This is a genomic window from Streptomyces sp. NPDC059455 (assembly GCF_042750115.1).
In the GTDB taxonomy this organism is placed as follows: domain Bacteria; phylum Actinomycetota; class Actinomycetes; order Streptomycetales; family Streptomycetaceae; genus Streptomyces; species Streptomyces endocoffeicus.
In genome coordinates this window covers 22,954-39,538 of the sequence record NZ_JBHYVB010000001.1, presented here as the reverse complement: position 1 = coordinate 39,538, position 16,585 = coordinate 22,954, and the positions used below count along the sequence as shown (strand labels likewise).

The 16,585-nt window shown below is 69.0% G+C and carries 11 protein-coding genes; 8 read left to right on the top strand and 3 right to left on the bottom strand.

What is annotated here, in order from left to right; all coding sequences use genetic code 11:
• Nucleotides 1-103 precede the first annotated feature (103 nt).
• The 7 genes from ACFXB5_RS00085 (at nucleotide 104) to ACFXB5_RS00055 (ending at nucleotide 5,045) form a co-directional block, all read left to right on the top strand.
• Nucleotides 104-733, top strand: a complete 630-nt coding sequence (locus ACFXB5_RS00085) for a hypothetical protein (protein ID WP_385200875.1) — start codon at nucleotides 104-106, stop codon at nucleotides 731-733.
• Between the two features lie 66 nt (nucleotides 734-799).
• Complete coding sequence (locus tag ACFXB5_RS00080) at nucleotides 800-1,099, top strand: hypothetical protein (protein ID WP_385200873.1); 300 nt, start codon at nucleotides 800-802, stop codon at nucleotides 1,097-1,099.
• A 76-nt stretch (nucleotides 1,100-1,175) separates the two neighbouring features.
• Nucleotides 1,176-2,195: an N-6 DNA methylase gene (locus ACFXB5_RS00075; RefSeq protein WP_385200871.1), complete on the top strand. Its 1,020-nt coding sequence runs from the start codon at nucleotides 1,176-1,178 to the stop codon at nucleotides 2,193-2,195.
• Nucleotides 2,192-2,779 carry a hypothetical protein gene (locus ACFXB5_RS00070; RefSeq protein ID WP_385200870.1) on the top strand — a complete coding sequence of 196 codons (588 nt, stop codon included), beginning with the start codon at nucleotides 2,192-2,194 and terminating at the stop codon, nucleotides 2,777-2,779. Before ACFXB5_RS00075 ends, ACFXB5_RS00070 begins: the two co-directional genes overlap by 4 nt.
• Nucleotides 2,776-3,879 carry a DUF4192 domain-containing protein gene (locus ACFXB5_RS00065; RefSeq protein ID WP_385200868.1) on the top strand — a complete coding sequence of 368 codons (1,104 nt, stop codon included), beginning with the start codon at nucleotides 2,776-2,778 and terminating at the stop codon, nucleotides 3,877-3,879. Before ACFXB5_RS00070 ends, ACFXB5_RS00065 begins: the two co-directional genes overlap by 4 nt.
• A 57-nt stretch (nucleotides 3,880-3,936) precedes the next feature.
• Complete coding sequence (locus tag ACFXB5_RS00060; protein WP_385200866.1) at nucleotides 3,937-4,518, top strand: DUF6349 family protein; 582 nt, start codon at nucleotides 3,937-3,939, stop codon at nucleotides 4,516-4,518.
• On the top strand, nucleotides 4,515-5,045 hold the full coding sequence (locus ACFXB5_RS00055) for a hypothetical protein (RefSeq protein ID WP_385200864.1): 531 nt from the start codon (nucleotides 4,515-4,517) through the stop codon (nucleotides 5,043-5,045). Before ACFXB5_RS00060 ends, ACFXB5_RS00055 begins: the two co-directional genes overlap by 4 nt.
• A gap of 440 nt (nucleotides 5,046-5,485) precedes the next feature.
• Here the strand turns inward: ACFXB5_RS00055 and ACFXB5_RS00050 are convergent, their stop codons facing one another.
• The 3 genes from ACFXB5_RS00050 to ACFXB5_RS00040 form a co-directional block, all read right to left on the bottom strand.
• Nucleotides 5,486-6,847, bottom strand: coding sequence for a cation:proton antiporter (locus tag ACFXB5_RS00050; RefSeq protein WP_385200862.1), 1,362 nt, complete (start codon nucleotides 6,845-6,847; stop codon nucleotides 5,486-5,488).
• Between the two features lie 728 nt (nucleotides 6,848-7,575).
• Nucleotides 7,576-9,435, bottom strand: coding sequence for a RiPP maturation radical SAM C-methyltransferase (locus tag ACFXB5_RS00045; RefSeq protein WP_385200860.1), 1,860 nt, complete (start codon nucleotides 9,433-9,435; stop codon nucleotides 7,576-7,578).
• A gap of 272 nt (nucleotides 9,436-9,707) precedes the next feature.
• On the bottom strand, nucleotides 9,708-9,950 hold the full coding sequence (locus ACFXB5_RS00040; protein ID WP_385200858.1) for a ferredoxin: 243 nt from the start codon (nucleotides 9,948-9,950) through the stop codon (nucleotides 9,708-9,710).
• A gap of 409 nt (nucleotides 9,951-10,359) precedes the next feature.
• On the opposite strand from ACFXB5_RS00040, the gene ACFXB5_RS00035 reads away from it, so the two are divergent.
• On the top strand, nucleotides 10,360-16,584 hold the full coding sequence (locus ACFXB5_RS00035) for an amino acid adenylation domain-containing protein (RefSeq protein WP_385200857.1): 6,225 nt from the start codon (nucleotides 10,360-10,362) through the stop codon (nucleotides 16,582-16,584).
• The last annotated feature ends 1 nt before the right edge of the window (nucleotide 16,585 follow it).

Below are 16,585 nucleotides of genomic sequence, written 5' to 3'. Positions count from 1 at the left end.
CCGCCGCCGATAACCCCCCCACCCACCCGTTACACCCCCGCGCCCCCGCCCCCCCGCCGGGGCCGCACCCGTACGCGCAAGCGTGCCTCTTGGAGAAAACACCATGAACTACACCCCTGGAATCCACCTCCTCTCCGCGCAGATCGGAGTGGACCCCTCCCACGTCGCCCGCGCCCTCCGCCTCGCAGCCAAAACCCACGCAGCGATCCGCGCCCACCACTACAGCCACCTGCGCGACGACCAGTTCACGCGCCTCATGGGCGGTGACCGCTACGTCGTCGCCATCGTCGCCAACTACGCGATGCGCTTCGCCGGACGCATCGAGGACGCCCAGCTCCTCATGGCCGTCTACAAGGCCAGCACCGGCACCACCGTCCACCCTCCGCGCATCCCCAAGGGCGTGGGCACGCTGCCCGAGTACCACGAGCACTCCCACATCCAGCAAGCCATCTGCGTCCTCCAGGCCGCCGACCTTCCCCCCATCCACACCGACGGCACCCGCGAACTGCGGCCCGGCTTCCAGGTGATGCCCGGCAGCGAAGACGAGCTGCCCGGCTGGGTCTTCATCGCACCCGACCCCCATGCCGACAACCGAGGCGGCTTCGCAGGCGGCCGACTCGGCTACCTCGCCGTCATGCGCTGGGCCGGATGGGGCGTCGTCACCGAACTCCTCCCCGGCGGCATGTGGGCCGCCTGCCACCCCGACTACCGGAACAACCCCTTCCCCCACTGACCGCCCCTGTTCCCGGCCCGCCCACCGGTGGGCCGGGAACGGCCGAACCGAAAGGCCACCAGCACCGTGAAGTACCCGGTAGACGACACCACGCTCACCGCCTGGGCCAACCTCCTCGGCCTCACCAAAGACCAGTCCCACGAAGTCCTGCGCGAGGTCGAAGAAGCCCTGCGACGCGGCTACGAGTTCCGCCCGCTCGTCCTGCGCCACCTCACCTTCGAACAGACCACCGCAGACATGGCCGTTGACGAATTCGCCCTCATGTACCTCACCTTCGGCCTGCACCGCGCAGGCCAGGACGAGCTGGCCGACGAGGTGATGGGCCGCGCCCTGGCGCCTGCCACCACCCTCCGCCGCCCCCTCTGACCCACGCCTCCCATAGCACCACCTACCGCCCCGGCCGCGCACCGGGGCGGCCCCATGCGCGCAGAAAAGGAAGCCCATGTCAGACGGCGACGCCCCGTTCCTGCCACGAACCGCCACACCCGTCACCGCACGGCCAGTCCCGTCCTGGGCGAAGAAGAAGCCGCCCAAGTCGAAGGCCGCCGCACGCACCAAGGTCACCGCCCGGAAGTACCTCGCACCGCGCGACCCGCACGAGCATGCCCGCAAGATCGCCGAGAACGTCATCGAAACCTGGTACCAGAGCTTCGGCGGCAGCAGCATCGACATCCCCCTCGGCACCGTCGCCGCGCTCGCGCTGGTACGCAATGTCCCCGGACTGGCCGACTGGATACTCAACCTCCAGCCGCACGAACTCCCGGAGTTCTTCAAGGAGATCTACCTCGGCTACTGGATTAAGCGGCCCGACCTGATCAACCGCGCTATACGCCTGCACGACTGGGCCTGGAACCCCGACCCCGATCCTCAGCAGCTCCGCGCCGTCCACGCCGTCACCAACCGGGCCATCAACACCGGCCTGCTCGACCTCACCGGCCACGACGACCCGTACATGCGCTCCGAGTCCGACGTCCTCAGCCCCCTGCTGACCGGCCTGCGGCACAAGAGCGACAAGAAGTGGCGCGGCGAGTACCACACGCCGGCGTGCGTCTCGGACCTGATGGCCCGCATGATCGTGGACAAGGACTTCGCCCAGCCGAACATGGCCATCCGGGAACCCGCCGTCGGCTCCGGTGGCATGCTCCGCTCCGTTGCCCAGTGCCTGCGGGACCTTCGGCTCGACCCGCACGACTACACCTGGTACGGCAACGACGTCGACTCCCTGGCCGCGGCCTGCGCCGCCGTCAACGCGATCATCTGGGGCCTCGGCCCCAACTGCTTCATCGGCTGCGCCGACTCCCTCGCTCCCGAGGACGACTACGCCAAGACCCTCGCCGAAGCCCAGGACGCGTTCAAACAGCGCGACGACGCCATGGGCGCGGCCACCACCATCGCCGCCACCCGCCAGGCCATACGCCTGCTCGACCAGATCGGCACCCCCAAGGAGAAAGCCTCCGTATGACCGAACCGCAACCCTTCGTCCCCCGCGTGCAACCTCCGTCCCGGCGTGCTGGCCGCTCCCGAGAGCCTTCGCGCAGGGATGAGGCCGAGGCCTCTGATCGGGCGCAAGAGCACCGCCTCGAACAGCCTCTGGCCCAGATCGCCCCCACCCTAGAACCGCCCTGGTTCAAGGAAGCCACCGACACCCCAGAGCGCACCACCATCTACACCCATCCCGAAGGACACCGCATCGGGCTGCGGCTCCAACCCGGTGGCCTGATCATCCAGACCTGGATCACCGCAGGCCCCGACCTCCCGCCGCTCCCCGTCGGCACCGCCGAGGAGAAAGCGAACGCCCAGGCCGCCAACGACGCCCGCCTCCAACCCGGCCGTTCCTGGCACGCCACCCTCGCCACCCGCGGTACCGACCGCATAACCGCAACCCTCGGCGCGGTCCTGCGCGACCAGCTCATCCCCGCACTCACCAAAAAGCCCAAGCGCCTGCCTACCGCCACACCCAACCCCGGCACCAAGGCCGAACCCAAGGAGAAGACGGCCCCGGCCAAGAACAGTCACACCGCCACGAAGAAAGGAACACAGAAGTGATCGCCCCCGAAGAGAAGCTCACCATCCGAACCCTGGCCAACCTCGCCGAGATCCTGCCGTTCATGCTCGGCCACTACCCCGACGACAGCATCGTCCTCCACTGCCCCGGCCCCAACTTCATCGACGGACCGAGCATGACTTGCCCCCTGCCCGACGACCCCGCCCACTGGCAGCAAATAGCCGAAGCCGCAGCTTGCAACTTCATCCAGTACGCCCAGAGCAAGGGACAGGGCCTCGACTGCAACGTCATCATCTACCTCTGCCGCGAACCGCGCCCCGGCCAGACCGCCGAGGAGACCGCCGAACTCCTCCGCCCCGTATCCGACTGGCTCGTCGACGCGCTCACCGAACACCGCGGCACCCCGCAGCAGCAGACCTTCGGCCTCGTCGCAGGACGCTGGTGGGTCTACGAATGCGATCTTCCCGGATGCTGCGAAGGCGAACCGCTGCCCGCCCTCGACGACCCCAACAGCGTCGCGGCACAGCTGATCCGGTTCGGCTACTCGCCCTGCCGCCGCACCACCGAAGTCCTCGCCGACTTCCAGTCCCTCGACCCCGCAACCGCACCTCACCTGCTTCAGACCCTCAAGAAGGAAGGACTCAACTACGCCAACCAGTGCGCCTTCCCGGGCGGACAAGACGCGGCCCTCGCAGCCACACGACTCCTCCTCGAAGAAGCGATGCGCGACTTCCGCAGCGGCGCCACCGAGATCGCCGACGACATGACCGCCCGACTCATCCACGGCCTCCAGGACCACCACGCACGCGACCACGCCTTCGAGTTCGCCGAGGACGACGACCTTCCGCACGCACGACGCCTGTGGATCTACCTCGCCCGCCGCTGCGTACCGCCCTTCACCGGCCAGTCAGTCCCCCTGCTCACCGCCCTGGCCTGGGTCGCATGGCGACAGGAGGACAAGATCACCGCCCGCCTCGCACTCCGGCAGGCGTTGAACACCGACCCCGACGACGCTATGGCCGACCTCCTCCACGACGCCATCAACGCCGGAGCCGACCCCCAAGGACTCCTCGCCATCGTCCGAGACGAACGAGCACAACGACAGAAGCGCACCCAGCACCAGGACACCAACGCGCACTGAACGACTTCGGCGGCCCCGGTATCAGCCGGGGCCGCCCGGACCCCGAAAGACCTGAGCATGACCACACCCACCAAACCCGTCGGCGCCATCGCACGACACACCGCCTACCTCCCTCAGTTCTGGGACAAGGCTCAGGACAGCCGTGACGTCTGGCGCATCGACTGGGGGCACCCCGGCTTCAGCCACCGGACCCCGCCCGAGCCCACCACCGACCACCAGCCCACGGTCCTCGTACGCCGCTGGGACGGCCCCGCCCCCGACTCCTCCGGCGAGATATGGCCCTACGCACACCGCGGCGCCTGCCTCGCCTGCACCTGGGAGGGCCCCGACCGTCGCAGGACGGACGAAGCCGTTGAGGACGCCCACGACCACACCCACCCCCAATGGCGCACACTGCCGCCGCTCCCCGAACGCCGAGGCCGGCGCTGGCTCACCTACGCCAGCCAGCTCTACCCGGAAGGCTGGTTCGACACAGGAGGGCCCATACGCACCATCCGCACGGGAATCGAGAAGCGGCACCTGCCCGGCAAGGCGCCAGGAGGCGGCTACGACCTCGCCGTGGAGCCCCCGGAGACCGAGCGGCGAATGGTGATCACCGAGACGCTGCCCCTTGAGTACGACACGAGCGAGGCAGTGTGAGCGACCCCAAGTCCGTCACATGGCTCCGTCCCGAGTTCAGGGGCCGCGAGGATGAACTGATCAGCCTCGCTGCTGGAGCAGCCCTCGTCGGCGTCAGCCGCTCCGCCGTCAGCAACTGGTCGAAACGCCACTCGAACTTCCCCAAGATCGCCCTTCTGACGGGCATCGGCGACCGTCGTATGAAGTACGTCCCGCGCTCCGAGTTCCTCGACTTCGCCCGCGCGCAACTGAACAAGAAGCGCGGCTCCGGCCGCCCGACGGGACCTCGCCGCCCCGCAGCACTCATTCGAGCTGAGGAGGTCGCTCATGCCGAACGCCAGATGGCCCGGCTCGCGGAACTCGAAGCGCGACAAGCAGCGACCTTGGCCAACACTCGAAGGGCTCTGAGGAAGCACAAGGCACGGCTCGAACGCGCCAAGCAGTGTCTCGCCGAGGAGGTCGCCGCAATCCACCACCTCGATACACGGAGGGAAGGTCCTGCGCGGACCCCACAGCATCACCGGACGGGCACGAGTTCCGCGGGGTAATCTGTCAGGACGCAGCTGACCTGCGAAAACGGTCACTGGCTCGACCCCGGGCACAGGGGAAGTGAGCCCGCGTTCATCTCGATGCAGGTGTGAAGCTCCCCGGTTCAGCCCTCACTCCGACCAGCAACGCTGCCGCTCAGCACGGTCCTGGGGCCGAAGTTCGGGAACGGATGGGAACCTGGTGGGAACGGAAGCATCAGGAAGGATGCGGCAAGGCCCAGCGAGAGCGGGCACCCGCACCCGCTCTGACCTGCAACTTCCCCTTGAGTCAGGCAATGTCGATCAAGATCGTGATGATCATGTGCTGACTCGTAATGCGTAGGTCAAGGGTTCGATTCCCTTAGGCGGCTCCATTGGAACCCCAGCCCGGACAGTGTCCGGGCTGGGGTTTTCTGGGGCAGTTTGGCGACGGCCTCGCCGATGCTCTTGACTCGCAGAGGCTAGTCCCGCCGCGGGCTCGGCACCGGCTCTTCAGGCTCTTCCCGGGCGTCGCGGACAGCGTGGCCGCGTCGTTCGCGCTTCATCTCCTCTTCCATCCGCTCAACTCGCTTCATGGCGGCCTTCAGGATGGGGGGTGCCATGATCGGGGTGATGACAGCGATCAGCACAATGATGCTGTACATGGCGGTGGTGATGAGTCCCAGACGTACGCCGACGACGGCGATGACGACCTGAACGACCCCGCGCGCGTTGATGCCGGCCCCGATCGCGAGAGCCTCCCAGCGGCCGAGTCGGCCAACGCGGCTGCCGACGATGGCGCCCAGGAACTTGCTGGCCACGGCGACAGCCAGCACGGCCAGCGCCCATAGTGCGGTTGTGCCGTGGAAGAGAGAGGTGAGGTCGATCCGCAGTCCGGCGAGTGCGAAGAAGAGCGGGGAGAGAAACGCCAGCACCACGGCGTTGAGCGGTTGGAGCCGTGCGGTCTGTTCGCCGGTGTCGCACGCGCCGATGAGTATGCCGCACAGGAAGGCTCCGAGGAGTGCTTCGAATCCCAGGGCCTGGGCGCCCGCGCCGGACAGGACCAGGAGGACGACGGCCGCGGTGATGGTGGATCCGCGGGAGTCGGAGCGGCCGGCCCAGTGCATGACGCGGCGCACCGTCCAGCGTCCGGCTGTGAGGGTGACGAGCAGCAGTACCGCCATGTGCAACAACGGAGTGGCGATCTCCTGCGGGCCGATTCCGGTGGTGGCCAGGGCTGTCACGACCGAGACGAGGAGCCAGCCCACCGCGTCGTCGACGGTGGCGACGACCAGGATCATCTGGCCCACGGTGCGGTTGATGAGCCCCATGTCGACGAGCACTCGGCCGATGATCGGGATCGAGCTAACACTCAGCGCGACGCCGATGAAGCTGGCGAAGATCACGGGGTCCACGTCGGAGGGTTTGAGGTCGGCGGGCAGGGCCAGGCCGAGCAGGAAGCCGAGTCCCAGAGGGAGCAGCAGTGCGGTCGTGCTCACGGCCGCCGCGGTCCGGCCGTGACGGCGCGCGAGCTTGAGGTCTATGTGCATACCGGTGAAGCCCACCAGGAGAAGGACGCCGAGTTGTCCGATGGCGTCCAGCAGGTGCTTCTGCTCTGTGTTGTGTGGGAACAGCCAGGTGGAGGCCGCGGGTGCGGTGTGGGCGAGGACACTGGGCCCGAGCAGGACGCCGGCGGTCAACTCGCCAACGATGCTCGGTAACCCGAGCCGCTGGGCAAGTCGGCCGAGCAGGAAGGCCAGGCCGAGCAGGGTGCCTGTCTGGAGCAGGAAGAGCAGGAGCGTCTGCGCGGGCAGGGGCTCGACAGGGGCGAGGGACAGCATCATGGACAGCTCCTCGTCGGGAATCGGGCTGAAGGCTTCACACGTGGTTTTGCCGACGGAGTTCGACACCGGTGACGTGCTCTGCGGGACGAGGCCGCGATGGCGCCGTCTGAGTGCCGAGGCCGACTTGTACGGGGCGATCCGCCCTGATGTCCGGGCGGGGATGTCGTACGGGGCCTCGGTGTGTGAGCACGGAGTCGGATCCGCACGGAGAAGGCCGCGTGGGTGCCGGTTGGGCCGCGGCCCGTGGGAGCCGGTTGGGCCGCAGCCGCGAGAGACGCTCACATCGCGGGACACGGCTGAACCCCGCAAGCCGCTGACCGACCGTCGTCGGGGCCTGGCAGTCGCTGCCCGTGTGCTGCGCCTGGCAGGCGGCGAGCACGCTTCTTCCGCTGATCCTCGCTGCGGCCGGCTGAGTGTCCCCAACCCACGGGTGCGGCCGAACCGGTGCCTACGGTGCCGCATTCGGAGTCGCGTGGGCACGTGCCGTCGCACGGTCGGCGTGGTCGCGGAGGGCCGGCCGCCGCGCGCAACATACAGCGAGGGTCGGCCGGGCGATCCGACACGGCACCGGCCGGTCCCACGATGACTGGCTCACATCCGCGATGGAGTCCGTCGGCTCTTGCCGGAGCCGTTCCACTTCCCGTCGGCTCGTACCGGCGCGGGCAGGTGGCATGCTGATCGTCCCTGTCGAGTTCACCCGGGGGAAGGGTCCTCTTGGCGGGCTCGGGTCAACTGTCGGCTCGTGTCTCCACCGTGACCAGACTGATGACGGAGCCCTCGTCCTCGAACAGGAGCTTTCTCCCCGCGAGTTCCCTCAACTGTGCCTGCAGTCGGTCGATCGGGGTGTCCAATTCCGATGCGAGCTTCTCGGGACGGGCAGGTGAGGTGAGCCGCCGCAGCATTGCCTCGGTCTCGGGTCCGACCGGAAGCCACCGACGGGCGCCGAACCTCGTGTCGAGCACGCCAGGCTCCCCGGCGTCGTCGACTGTGAGCTCCAGGCGGGGCGGCGCCCCTTCCTTCCATGCGGCGAGCCAGGCATCGGTCAGCTCTCGCAGCTTCGTGATCCAGTCGATGGACTGGAGCTGGTACGGGGCCAGGTTCTCGTCGATGAAGAAGTAGGCGAGGTCCTGGAGCTGGTCGTCCGGTACGACGGGGTAGGCGAGCCCGTAGAAGTCCAGCGGCCGCAGGTCGAGTCCGTACTCGTCGCGCTTGGTGAAGTAGGGGCTGTACCTGTCGAAGCGGACCAGGAACGTTCCGTCGGGCGGCGGCAGATGAACCAAATTCGGCAAATCCGCTGCGTACTTCCGGTAGACGTTCTCTTCCTCTCCCGGGAAGCCGATGAGCAGATTCCAAACCGGCACGACGTCGTATCTCAGACACTTCTGGAGGAACTGGAGGTTGAGGAACGACGTGGTGCCCTTGGCCATGAGTTTGAGGGTCGAAGTGGCCAGTGCCTCGATCCCGGGCTGCACCTCGCGTACCCCGGCCTGCGCCATCGTCCGAAAGTCACGGTCCGAGATCGGTACCTTGACCTCGTAGAACAACCGCGCCCCGGCCGGCGTCTCCAGGTGGGGGAAGACGTCGCGCATGTAGTTGCGCGGCATTATGTTGTCCGTACCGTGGAAATCGGTGCACCAGGGCGAGAATTGGAAGAGCCAATGGAGTTGTTCCAGCGCCTTGTCGGGAGCCATGGCGCGGTATCCCATGCCCAGACCGTTGAGGCCGCAGAACGTGCAGTGCGAGCGCTCTCCCCACCAGCATCCACGCGACGTTTCGAAGTAGAGGGTGGGCTTGTCCGTGCCGCCGCTTTCGCGTAGCGCTTCCTGAGACTGGTCGAACTTGTCGACAAAGCTCTGGTATTCCGGCTGTACGTAGTCGTCGATGTCTCTGTCACGGCCGATGGCGCGACGAAATCGGTCGATATTCATATTTCGCTGGGATATAATCCCGGGGATTTCGTCGGCCAGTTGGGGTTTGCCGTCGAGGATGCACTGGACGAACTCTGGGAAGGTGTGCAGTGCCGGTCCGGAGAAGATGAAGTCGAGCGCGGGTATTCGTTCGGCCAGAACCGTTCCCATGGGGGCTTCACAGTTGGCCCCGCCCATGATTGTGATGACCTTGGGGTTGCGCTTCTTGATCATCTGCGCCAATGCGATGCTGGGAATGCTCTGGGAGAACATGGAGGTGAACCCGACGATATCGGCCTCTGCCAGCCGGTAGTCTTCGATGACGCCATTGCAGAAGTCCGCCATCCGATTCCGCATGCGCAGCAGATGGGCTCGGAAACCGGCTGCGTTGTCGTCAGCGAAGTAGCGCTGGAAGTAGGCATCGGCGTTGTCGGTGGAGTCCGGAAAGGCCAGTTGCCGGAAGAGCCACTCGCCGACGCCGGTGGTCAGGTTGCCGTATTCGTTGGCCAGCCGGTTGAACTCACTCGCTCCGAATAACAGTGCAAAGTCTATGTTGACGTAGTGGATCTCCGTCTGGATCGAATCGCCGAATTCGCGCTTCGTGTGCGCAGCGAGCTGACTCAATGCCACCGAAGGCCGGTACCAGTCGGCAAACGGCATGTTGACCAGGGCGATCCGCATCGTACTCATCCTTCTCCCTGTTGGGCCGGAGTGTCCCGTCATCCGGTTCATGTCACTTGAACCTTCAGCTCGTTGGCCCGGATTGGGGCCGCGCTCCTGAACGGACGGTGGAGTTGTGCGCGAGTGGCCGGGCGACTGCGCCGACAAGAGTTGGCGCCATCTGAAATCAGTTGTTGTCGACCCGAGGCTGACAGATGCCTTATCCGCTTGCAAGGAGTGAGTGCCGCCCTATGCCTCGGCTGCCGCGTGAACGCGCTTCCGGCGCCGAATCCTCATCGTTCGCGTGGTGCGAGCACGGCGCCTGTCCGCTCATCGTGGACGAGGATCGCCTCGACCGGACAGTTCTCGCTCGCTTCCAGTACGGGATCGTCCTGCTCGACCCGTGTCCGCATGGGCTGCGAACGGCCGTCGACGAGCCGGAAATAGGCGGGTGCGACGCTCTCGCACATCCCGGAACCGATGCAGGACGACGAGTCGACTTCGACCCGCCAGGTGTGCGGGCTCGTGTCTCCCACTGGTGATCCCCTCCAGTTCGTGAAACCTTGCGGCGTCGATGCTGAGGAAGCTGTTCCGCCGCACCAGTCCTCGGCAGCCTTCCATGCGCATCGGTTGCGTGGAAGGCTGCCTGGAATGCATTTGGCATCATGCCCGAGAACGCGGCAGTGTCCTGGTGACGGGACAGCCGCCGGGGCTGACGGAGCATGAAGTCTCCTGCCTGTCCTGCGCTTGACCTGATGGGGCGGAGGCTGGAAAGTGAGAAAGCCTGAGGGCGGTGAGCCGCAGGGTGACGGCCCGCGATTTCCGGGCTCCTGACGGTTTGTCCTCGAGGAGTTTCCTCTTCTTTTGGTGAGACGGTGCCGGTCGTGAATCGCTTGGTCGCGCCCCGATTCAACTCATTTCTGCTGCATTTCTTCCGGTGGGGTGATGGACGTGCGAGAACGGGTATGCCCGGACCGGTCGCCCGGTGAGGGCGGCGAGGCGTTCGTACCCGGTCCGGATGTGACGGTTCCGGATTTGGTCCAGCGTTGGGTCGGCGAGAAACCAGATGCGGTCGCGGTGGTGTTCGGGGACGTCTCGCTGACCTATCGCCACCTCGGCGAACGGACGGACCGACTCGCTCGCGCACTGGCAGGGCGTGGGGTGGGACCGGAGTCGATCGTCGCCGTCGTGCTCCCTCCGTCGGCCGATGTGGTGGTGGCGCTGCTGGGAGTGCTGAAGGCCGGCGCCGCGTATCTGCCGATCGATCCTGATTACCCGGCCGAACGGATCGAGTTCATGCTCCGTGACGCCGCTCCGGCGCTGGTGCTGACCACGGAGCGGGCCTCGGCGCGGCTGCCGCGCATCTGTCCGCACGTGATGCTGGACGACCTGGATCAGGTGCCGGACGCCCCGGAGGCGCCCGGCACACATCCGGACGCCATGGGGACGGGACGGCCGGATCAACTCGTCTACGTCATCTACACGTCCGGGTCGAGCGGTGTGCCCAAAGGAGTCGCGATCACGCACCGGGACCTGGTGGCCTTCGCGACCGACTCGCTGTGGCGCCGCGAAACCCAGGAATGCGTGTTGCTGCACCTGCCGTTGGCGTTCGACGCTTCCGTCTATCCGCTGTGGGTGCCCCTGATGAACGGCGGTCGGCTCGTCGTCAGCTCGGCCGCGGAGCTGACGCCCGAATCGCTGGCGGCGATGGTGGCCGACCACGGCGTGACCTCGGTCATGCTGATCAGCTCGGTTTTCAATCTGCTGGTCGAGGAGGACGCGCGCTGCCTCGCGGGAATCCGGGAAGTGGTCATCGGAGGAGAGCGCGTCTCACCACCCTTCGTCCGGCGTGCCAGGGCGGCATGCCCCGGCACCGCGTTCGTGAACGCGTACGGGCCGACCGAGACGACGGTGTTCGCCACCGCCCACGTCGTGGAGCCGTCCCCGGCCGTCGGCACGGAGACCGAGGCGGGAAGCGCCATCGAGATCGGCGGAGAGATGCCGATCGGACGTCCCTTCGACGGCATGCGTGTCCACGTACTCGATGAGGAACTGCGGCCGGTGCCCCCGGGCACGCCGGGTGAGCTGTACATCGCGGGTGTCCAACTGGCCCGTGGCTACCTCAACCGTGCCGCGCTCAACGCCGGGCGGTTCGTCGCCTGCCCGCATGGCCCCGCCGGCTCCCGGATGTACCGCACCGGCGACGTGGGCTTCAGAACGCCGGACGGGATCCTGGTCTGCCAGGGCCGTGCCGACGACCAGGTGAAGGTGCGGGGGTACCGCATCGAGCTGGGAGAGATCGAAGCGAACCTGCTGGCACACCCGGCGGTGGCGCACGCGGCGGCGGCCGTCCACTCCGACGACGGCCTGGGCAAGCATCTCGTGGGTTACGTGGTCCCCGCCGGCGACACGGGCGTCGAGGCCGAGCGGCTGTCGGAGTTCGTCGCGCAGCGCCTGCCGGGATACATGGTGCCGTCGGTGTTCATGACGCTGGACCGGCTGCCGCTGACCCCGAACGGGAAGCTGGACCGGTCCGCGCTGCCGGCGCCCGAGTTCGGCGCGGGCGCCTACCGCACGCCGCGCACCGAGCACGAGCGGCAGGTGGCGGGCGTGTTCGCCGAGGTGCTGGGCTTGGACCTAGTGGGGGCCGAGGACGATTTCAACGCTCTGGGCGGCGACAGCATCCAGGCGATCCAGGTAGCGGCCAGGGCGCGGGCACGGGGGCTGACCCTCGGCGTACGGGAGATCTTCGAGGGCCGGACGGTCGCCGCACTCGCCGATGACGCGTCCGCCGCCGGGCGGAACGGGGCCGGCCCGGCGCCGGGCGAGCCGGACGGCGGCGGAGTGGGCTGGATGCCGCTGCTGCCGGCGGCGCGGTGGATCAAGGAGGCCGGTCCCGGGTTCGAGAGGCTGACGCAGGCCCTCGTGCTGGAGCTGCCCTCAGGAATCGACCGGGACGGGCTGGTGGCGACGGTGTCCGCGGTCGTCGACAGGCACGACCTGCTCCGCGCCCGCCTGGTTCCCGGCGGGCTCGTCGTCGAACCGCCGGGACGAGTGGAGGTCGGCCGTCTGGTGCGTCGAGTCGAGTGCGACGGGCGGTGGGACGAGAGCTGGCACCGGACCTTGACGGCCGAGCTGGAAGCCGCCGCGGACGCGATGGACCCGGCCGAGGGGCTGATCTCCCGGCTCGTCTGGTTCGCCCCCGCGACCGGGCCGGGCCGGCTGCTGCTGGCGCTGCACCACCTGGCGGTCGACGGAGTGACCTCGCGGATCCTGATGCCGGACTTCGCGGCGGCCTGGAGACGGGTGCGGGCGGGGGAGACGCCGTCCCTCCCGCCGCCTGCCACGTCGGCGCGGCGCTGGGCGCACGCGATGATGGATGCGGCGTACTCCGAAGAGCGCGTGGCCGAGCTGCCGTACTGGCGGTCGGTCGTGGATGCCCCGGACCCGGTGCTGGGAAAGCGTCGGCTGGAGCCGGCGCTGGACGTCATGGGCACGGTGGAGCGGGTCCGGATCTCGGTGCCGCCCCGCGTGACCGACGCGCTGCTGACGGCGGTACCCGCGGCGTTCCACGGTGGAGTCAACGACGGCTTGCTGGCCGGTCTCGCGCTGGCCGTCGTGCGGTGGCGCCGCGAGCGGCGGGTGGATGAGCGTTCGGTATCGCTCCGGCTGGAAGGCCATGGCCGGGAGGAGCGGATCGCACCGGGCACGGACCTGTCCCGGACCGCGGGCTGGTTCTCCAGCGTCTTTCCGGTACGTCTGGACCTGGCCGGGGTCGACGTGGCGGAGGCGTTCACCGGAGGACCGGCCGCGGGCGCCGCGGTCAAGGCGGTCAAGGAACAGTTACGAGCCGTCCCGGGCAAGGGCCTGGGCTACGGCCTGCTGCGCTATCTGAACGAAGAAACCGCCGCTGACCTGCGGCCGTACCCGCTCGGCCAGATCGGGTTCAACTACCTGGGCCGCTTCTCCGCCGCCGACCTGCCCGAGGATCTGCGCGGGCTGGGCTGGACGCTCACCGGTGACCGGGCCGAGCTGGAGGAGCTGGCCACGCTCGACGCCGGCCACAACCCGGCCATGCCCGCCCCGTCCGAGCTCGCTGTCACCGCGGTCGTGGCCGACGAGGCGGCCGGCCCACGGCTGGACGCGACGTTCGCCGCGCCGAGAGGCGTCCTGTCCCCCACCGATATACGTGAGTTGGCCGATCTGTGGTACGCCGCCCTGGAGGGGTTGGCCGAGCATGTGCGCGGCCCGGGTGCCGACGGGCTGACACCCTCGGACGTGCCCCTGGTTTCGGTGGGGCAGGGCGAGCTGGACGCTTGGCACAAGCGGTACGGCGGGCTCGTGGACGTGTGGCCGCTGACCCCGCTGCAGTCCGGCATGCTGCACCACACGATGCTCGCGGACATCGGCGCCGACGCGTACCACGTGCAGCTCGTGATCGGTCTGGACGGCGCGGTCGACGTCGCACGGATGCGGGCGGCGGCGCGGTCCCTGCTCGACCGGCACGCCGCCCTGCGGACCGCGTTCGTGACCACCACCGCGGGGGACTGGGTCCAACTGGTCGTCACCAAGGCCGAGGTGCCGTCGCGTGAGCTGCGGTTGTCCAACGCCGAGGCGTTCAAGAGGTTCCTGTCCGAGGACCGGCGGGAGCCGTTCGACCTGACCGAGCCCCCGCTGATGCGTCTGACCCTCGCCCGCGTCGGGACAGGGCGCGCCGAGCTGGTCCTCACCGCGCACCACGTCCTGTTCGACGGCTGGTCGGAACCGATCCTGGCGCGGGACCTGCTGCGGCTGTACGGTCACGGCCCCGCTGCCGAGGAGCGGCGATCGTTCAAGGACTTCCTCGCCTGGCTCGACGGGCAGGATCGGGAACGGTCGGTGCGGGTCCACGCGGAGGCGCTCGCCGGAGTCGAGGAGCCGACGCTGGTAGCCACCGCCACCGCCACCGCCGCCACTCCAGGCGCCGTCGGCTTCGGCGAACTCGACGTGTCGCTGACCGATGACGAGGCGGACGCGCTCGCCCGCCGCGCCGCCGAACTGGGCTGCACCCTCAACACCCTCGTGCAGGCGGCCTGGGCGGTCCTGCTCGGCCGTCTCACCGCGAGCACCGACGTGGTGTTCGGCGCCGCGGTGTCCGGCCGACCACCCGCGGTGGACGGCGTCGAGTCGATCGTCGGGCTGTTCCTCAACACCGTCCCGGTGCGAGCCCGTTGCGGACCGTGGGAGACGCTCGCAGGGGTCATGGACGGGCTGCGGTCGGCCCAGGCGGGTCTTCTCGACCACCACCACTGCGCCCTGCTGGACATCCACGAGGCGACAGGCCTCGACGTACTCTTCGACACCCTCGTCGTGTTCCAGTCCCATCCGTCCGATGGTGCCGAGATCGCCGCGGTGGGCGCCGGGGCGGGACTGGATGTCACAGGATTCCGGTCCATCGGCGGATCGCACTACCCGATGGTGGTGTTCGCGGAGCAGGACCACCGCCTGCGGCTGCGGCTCCAGTACCGGCACAGCGCGTTCGACCGGTCGGCGGCCGGGCGCGTCGCGGAGTCTTTCGGACGCGTCCTGCGGGCGTTCGCGGACGACATCGGACTCCCGGTCGCTGCCGTGAGCCTGGGATCACCGGACGGGGGAGGCGGGACGCACCGCGAGTCCCTGCCGAGCGGAGCCTCGGTGCCGGAACTGTTCGAACGGCGGGTGCAAGCGGCCCCTGACACGGTGGCGTTCGTCGCCGAGGGGATTCCGGCCACCCTGCGCGAGATGAATGCCAGGGCCGATCGTCTCGCGCGGCAGCTCGGTCGGCGCGGCCTCGGGCCAGGCTCCGTGGTGGCCGCCCGCTGTTCCGGCGCGGTGGGCCGGGTCGTGGCGCTGCTCGCGGTGCTGAAGGCCGGTGCCTGCCTCCTGCCGATCGAGCCCCGGGATCCGCGCGCGTGGTCGGACGCGGTTCTGGCCGACGCCCGTCCGCAGGCCGTGGTCGCCGACCGGGCGGTGGGTCCGGAAGGGCCCGGCCTGGCCTTGATACCGCTCGACGCGGCAGACGACGACGGCGTGGACGTCGGCCCCGGCCACGCGTGGCCCGGCCCGTCCCGCTCCGTCCGGCCGGAGGATCTGGCCTACCTCGCCTATGCGCCGGACGCGGCGGCCCAGCCGTGTGCCGTGGCGATCACGCATGGCGGCATGGCGGACGCGGTGCCGGCATTCGAGCCGGCTCCTGACGGTGCTTTGGTGACCGGCCCCGAGACGGGCGCGCGGGAGCTGCTGCTGGCCCTCTGCGCCGGCGGCACCATCGAGGTGCGGCCGGAGGCCTCCCTGGCGGAGGCCTCCCTGGCGGAGGCCTCCCTGGCGGAGGCCCCTCTGGCGGAGGCACCCCCGGCGGAGGCCCCGCGGGCCTTACTGCTCGGCCCCTCCCTGGCCCCGGCCGAACCAGGCGCCGTGGGGGAGCTGTACGTGGCGGGGGAGTTCGCCCGCGGGTTCCTCGGGCGCCCCGGTCTCACCGCCGGACGGTTCGTCGCCGACCCCTACGGCCCGCCGGGGTCGCGCATGTTCCGCACCGGGGTGCGCGCACGGTACGGGGTCAGCGGGGGGCTGGAACGGCTCGGTGGCAGGCGGGCGAGGACATGGACCGGGGAGCAGGCGGTGGAGACCGTCCTGCTGTCCCACCCACACGTGGCGCAAGCGCTCGTGGTGGCCGGTGAACGCGGGCCGACCGGATATGTGGTCGCGGCCGGCCCGAACGCCGCCCCCGTCGAAGACCTCCGGGACCATGTCGCCCAGCGTCTGCCGGCCCGTCTGGTCCCCACCGAACTCGTTTGGCTGGAGCGCCTGCCGGCCACCGTCGACGGAAGCGTCCGCCGCGGGCGTACGCGGGACACGACCACCGACGCCCGACGGGAACCGCGCGACGAGCGAGAGGAAGTGCTGGTCCGCCTGTTCGCCGAGGTGCTGGGCCGGGACACGCTCGGCGTCGACGACGACTTCTTCGCCTGCGGCGGCAACTCCCTGCGGGCCACCAGGCTGATCGGCCGGATCAGGACCGAGCTGGGGTCACAGGTGACGATCCGGTCCGTCTTCCAGTACCCGACCGTCGCCGGGCTGGCCGCGCGGTGGCAGGACGTGGCCTCGGCGGCCCCGCCCCGGCTGCGCAGGATCAGCAGGACGAGCGAGGAGTAGT

What these genes read in the sequence shown, in the direction of transcription:
- ACFXB5_RS00060 (WP_385200866.1), top strand. Translation starts at nt 3,937, where the DNA reads ATGACCACACCCACCAAACCCGTCGGCGCCATCGCACGACACACCGCC.
- ACFXB5_RS00045 (WP_385200860.1), bottom strand. Translation starts at nt 9,435, where the DNA reads ATGCGGATCGCCCTGGTCAACATGCCGTTTGCCGACTGGTACCGGCCT.
- ACFXB5_RS00050 (WP_385200862.1), bottom strand. Translation starts at nt 6,847, where the DNA reads ATGATGCTGTCCCTCGCCCCTGTCGAGCCCCTGCCCGCGCAGACGCTC.
- ACFXB5_RS00070 (WP_385200870.1), top strand. Translation starts at nt 2,192, where the DNA reads ATGACCGAACCGCAACCCTTCGTCCCCCGCGTGCAACCTCCGTCCCGG.
- ACFXB5_RS00085 (WP_385200875.1), top strand. Translation starts at nt 104, where the DNA reads ATGAACTACACCCCTGGAATCCACCTCCTCTCCGCGCAGATCGGAGTG.
- ACFXB5_RS00075 (WP_385200871.1), top strand. Translation starts at nt 1,176, where the DNA reads ATGTCAGACGGCGACGCCCCGTTCCTGCCACGAACCGCCACACCCGTC.
- ACFXB5_RS00035 (WP_385200857.1), top strand. Translation starts at nt 10,360, where the DNA reads ATGGACGTGCGAGAACGGGTATGCCCGGACCGGTCGCCCGGTGAGGGC.